This window comes from Streptomyces sp. NPDC059499 (assembly GCF_042749285.1).
Classification (GTDB): domain Bacteria; phylum Actinomycetota; class Actinomycetes; order Streptomycetales; family Streptomycetaceae; genus Streptomyces.
Window position 1 is genome coordinate 25,214 of sequence record NZ_JBHYTT010000025.1, and the last position, 4,310, is coordinate 29,523.

3 protein-coding genes are annotated in these 4,310 nt (G+C 66.1%); 1 reads left to right on the forward strand and 2 read right to left on the reverse strand.

What is annotated here, in order from left to right; translation table 11 throughout:
* Positions 1 to 401 precede the first annotated feature (401 nt).
* Positions 402 to 2,951, reverse strand: coding sequence for a S8 family serine peptidase (locus tag ACFW9O_RS34950; RefSeq protein WP_384615035.1), 2,550 nt, complete (start codon positions 2,949 to 2,951; stop codon positions 402 to 404).
* A 222-nt stretch (positions 2,952 to 3,173) separates the two neighbouring features.
* Between ACFW9O_RS34950 and ACFW9O_RS34955 the strand changes: the two genes are divergently transcribed.
* Positions 3,174 to 3,887, forward strand: coding sequence for a BTAD domain-containing putative transcriptional regulator (locus ACFW9O_RS34955; RefSeq protein ID WP_384615037.1), 714 nt, complete (start codon positions 3,174 to 3,176; stop codon positions 3,885 to 3,887).
* Between the two features lie 135 nt (positions 3,888 to 4,022).
* Here the strand turns inward: ACFW9O_RS34955 and ACFW9O_RS34960 are convergent.
* A partial coding sequence (locus tag ACFW9O_RS34960; protein ID WP_384615038.1) for a hemopexin repeat-containing protein occupies positions 4,023 to 4,310 on the reverse strand: 288 nt, incomplete at its 5' end.

Genomic DNA, 4,310 nt, shown 5'->3' on the forward strand with positions numbered 1-4,310 from the left:
CGTCCGGTCGACCGGAGGGGCCAGCTGCGGCATCTGCAGCATGGCCGACACCGGCTGGAACTCGCCTTGCGTAGGTTCATTCATCACCGTTCTCCTCTCACTTCATGTCGGCGGGAAGGTCCCGCCGACACTGTGGGGCGGGGTCAGCGCGGCCGGCATCGACGCCCGCCCGGTGCTCGCCTGTCACACCGAAAGGCCGTGGCGCGAGGCGTAGCACATCTGACGAGCTGCTCCGGGCAGTTCGGCGCAGCCTGACTTGGCTGCTTGCACGCCGCTTGCTGTCCGCTGGGCGGCTGGTGCCGTCGGTCCGTCCCGGTATACGGGCGGGGCCTGGAGCGGAGGTGTGATCTGCGGCTCGTTGGTTCGGCTGTTCATGGCTGACCTCCTCGGTGGGGCGAATCTCAGATGCCGCCGATGAACTGGTGGACCGGTGCGAGGCTGACTGGAAGCTCGTCGCTCACGTCGTACGTGAAGAGGTAGGACACCCTCGATCGCCGGTCGTTCTCGGGGTCGAAGAAGTGGACGACGACGTCCTGGCAGTCCGAGCCGGGGCGGCAGTACGGGCTTTGCGAGACGCTGATGGTGTCCAGGGAGTAGAAGTTGTCGCCTGCCCCGGGAACGTGCTTGGCGGACAGAAGGCCGTCACGGAACTGGCCGCCGAACAGGAAGGCGTTGGTCCCGGCTGCATTCAGCGCCCGGTCTCCGGAACTCTGGCCGAGGTTGCGGAACTGCCAGTAGATCTTGTCGAGAAACGCCCTGATGGTCGTGCGGAGGATGGCGCTGTTGACCTTGGCCTTCGGGACCCGCTTTGCGTACTCCTGCTCGACCTGCGCAATCACAGCGTCGACCAGCGCAGCCTCGTTCCAGGTGTAGAGGCCCCGGCTCTTGACCTCGAGCACGGGAACCACGTGCCCGGAGTACAGCCGAGTCGTTCGGCCTGTCAGAACTCCGGGGACCGAGACGCGCGAGACGTAGCTGGGGCTCTCCGACTTCTGCACCTGGCCCCAGATGGCGTCCCGGAGGACTCGGTACACCGATGACACGGGCGGGTAGGAGAGCGTCTCGAGGATTTGCGTGAGCTGTTCTGTCTTCTCGGTGGCCGCCTTCGCCGCCTTCGCGACCTGGGCCTTCGTCAGCTTGGGGTCGCTGATCATCGGCCGGGTCCAGTCCATGCCTACGGCTGTCTCGGCCTCGAGGGCGTAGACGGGCGTGCTGTCCATGCACAGAGTCCAGGTCAGCTTGTCGGACGCCCATGGGTTCTTCGACAGGTAGGAGTGCAGCTGTTCGGGGTCGTAGATGTTGGGCTGGACTTCCCTCTCCACGCCGTCTGCAGTGTCCGCGGCGTCGATGGAGCTGTAGAACATCTGCTGGCGGAAGCTGTCCCTGCGGGCCTCGGTCTGGAAGTCGAACCCGATGGTGCCGATCGCATAGACCAGCGGGCGGCGTGAGCCGTTTCCGTTCTGCTGGCACTGGCAGCCGGATGAAGGTGTCTCCGCGCCCCCGCACGAGGGGCGGACTCCGAGCGCCTGAGTGCTGTGGCCGGGTATAAGTTCTGGCGGTGCCTGCGTCGTTGTCCCTGCAACCTCACTTGCGGTGGCGGCTGCCTGGTGCGGGGCGGTCTGCGCGGGCTGGGAGTCCATGACGTTGGTTCCCTCGTTCGATTCGGAATGGGGAGTCTCGGGGGACGAGAGACTCCCGGCGGCGCTGATGCCTGCCTCGGTCGGGATGGTCTCGGCCTGCTGCTCCCCGGACTGCACGGGCGGGACGTGGTCCGAGGCGGCCGAGACCGGTGGGGGGACAGCATCGGTGATTCCTGCGAGTTCCCCCGTTGCGTCAGCTGCCTCGTCAGGGGTGTCGTGCGCGGGGTGAGTGTCCATGGTGCTGGCTCCCTCGTTCGATTCGGAGTGGCGTGTCTCGAGCTGCCCGGTTCCACTGGCGGCGCTGATCCCGGGGCCGTAGAAGTCGTCACCGGATTGCCGCGCCATCGCCTGCGCAGGCCAGACCGGTGCCGGTGCCGGTGCCGGTGCCGGTGCCGGTGCCGGTGCCGTACGGAGATGGATTGCGGCAGCGCGCTCTGGCCTGATGAGGTCGTAGGCCCGTGCGGCGTCCATTGCGCCGGCGAGTTGCCGACGGCACTCGGGAGCGTCGCCGGGGCTGCAAGGCCTGGTGGCTGTGGTGTCGATGATGGCTTTCCCTGCCGCTCGCGGGTCCGCGTCACGTCCCTCGTGCAGCTGAGCCGTCACGAGCAGCGCGGCCACTCCGGCTACCGCAGGGGCGGCGAAGCTACTGCCCGTCAGGGCCAGCTTGCCGCCGCCGGAGGCGGCACCTTCGATGTCCTGCCCTGGGGCCAGCACACCGTTGGTGCGGTATGCGGCCCCCCAGTTGTTGGTGCTCATCGGTTCGCCGTTGTTCCCTGTTGCGCCGGCGGCGAGCACCGAGGGTGCCGCTGCGGGTGCCTGCAGGCAGTCGCACCCGTCGTTGCCCACGGCCGCGACGACGAGGACCCCTTTGTCGTCGCACAGTCGCAGGGCCCGTTCCAGCATGCTGTCGGCACGACCGTCCTGAGTGCGCTCGCCACCGCTGATGTTGATGACGTGCGCTCCCTCCTGCACGGCCTGCTCGATGGCTCGCGCCAGGTCCAGCTGCGGAACGCGGCCTTCCTGTGAGTCCCGGAACACGGGCAGGATGAGACCGCGGCACCGGGGTGCGATGCCGACGACAGGGCTTTCCGGCTGACCGAAGATCAGGCTCGTGACATGCGTGCCGTGAAGTGACATCGGTCCGGGGCCTGCGGGATCCGGCACGAGGGTGTCGAGCCTTGTGAGATTGGCGTTGGTGAAGCAGGGGTGGGACAGGTCCACCGGTCCGTCGAGCACAGCGATGCACACCTCGGGGTCGCCGAGATACTCATCCCCCTGTGGGAGGTCCCGTAGGACCGATCGAACATCCACTGGAGTCCCCTTCCGCCCATCTGGCACAAGTAGCGGTGTGCGTCCCAGAAGCAGGTTCCCCCGTGGCTGTTTCACTGGTGTGCGCCGGGTCATTCGGAGTGCGTCTCGTAGACGTCGCTGGTTTATCTCCGACACGTCTTCGCTGGTCAGGATGGGTGTAAGGCCGCTCTGCGGGAGTACACAGCAGGTGCGTGCGACACGCGCCGGTTGCACAGTGGTGGTGTGTCGACCAACCGCGCGCGCCTCGAAATCCTGAAGCCCTTCGAGTTCACGTATGCCAGCAACAGGATCTGTGTCCCTTTGGGGGCCCAGCGTTTGTTGGCGTTCCTTGCGCTGCAGGGCGACGGTGCGCACCGTGCTGCGGCTGCTGAGCAGCTGTGGCCCGATTGCACGCCTTTCCGGGCGGCGGCGAACCTTCGGTCAGCTCTGTGTCAGGCCCGGCGGGTTGAATCGCTGACCGTCATCGACTGCTTTGGTCCGCGTCTGCTGCTTTCGCGTTCAATCAACGTGGATCTGCACGGGGTTTGGGAGTCGGGTCGTCAGGTCATGGCAGGAATGACCCCGTTGCCGGAGTGCTGGGATGCGCTCATCGCTGACCTGGGCCGTGAGCTGCTGCCGGGGTGGGCGGAGGACTGGCTGGTCCTGGAACGCAGTCGGTGGGATCAAATGCGCGTGTACACCCTGGAGAGCCTTGGTCAGCAGTTCCAGGCGGCGGGTCAGTATCTTCCTGCCCTGCAGGCCTCTCTGGCGGCCATGGCCGTCGACCCTCTCCGGGAGACAGCGCACCGCATCGCGATAGAGGTACATATTGCCGAAGGCAATGTAGCCAGCGCTATCAAGCGCTACCAGGACTACCGGTCATTTCTGGAGCGTGAGCTGCGGGTGGCACCCTCGATACAGATGACGCAGTTGGTGCAAGATCTGATGCCCACGTAGGCACGCCGGGCTGAGGCTACTGCTGACGTTGAGTCGGCCCTTTGGTCCTGCATCAGCTGAATGCCTGGTTGACGTCTCCTGTGCGGGCTTCGCCTTCACCTGTTCGGATCGGCCAAGGGTCCGGGCGCGGAGGCGTCAGGGCAGGCCGGGCCAATGGGGACTGATCGGCTTCGGATAGCCGGCATCGACCTTTTCTGATTCGATGTCGAAGCGCATGTACTCCGAGCCCCGGAAGAAGTAAGCCTTGCCGTCATTCCAGACGACTCCTCCGGTGAGGTCCGCCGGCCAGAGACCTGGCCAATAGTCGGCGATCGGGAGCGGGTATCCGGGAGCGACTTTATCGTTCTCGATGTCGTACCGGACGTACTGGGATCCGCGGAAGAAGTACGCGTTGCCGTCCGGCCACACCACACCTGCATCGAG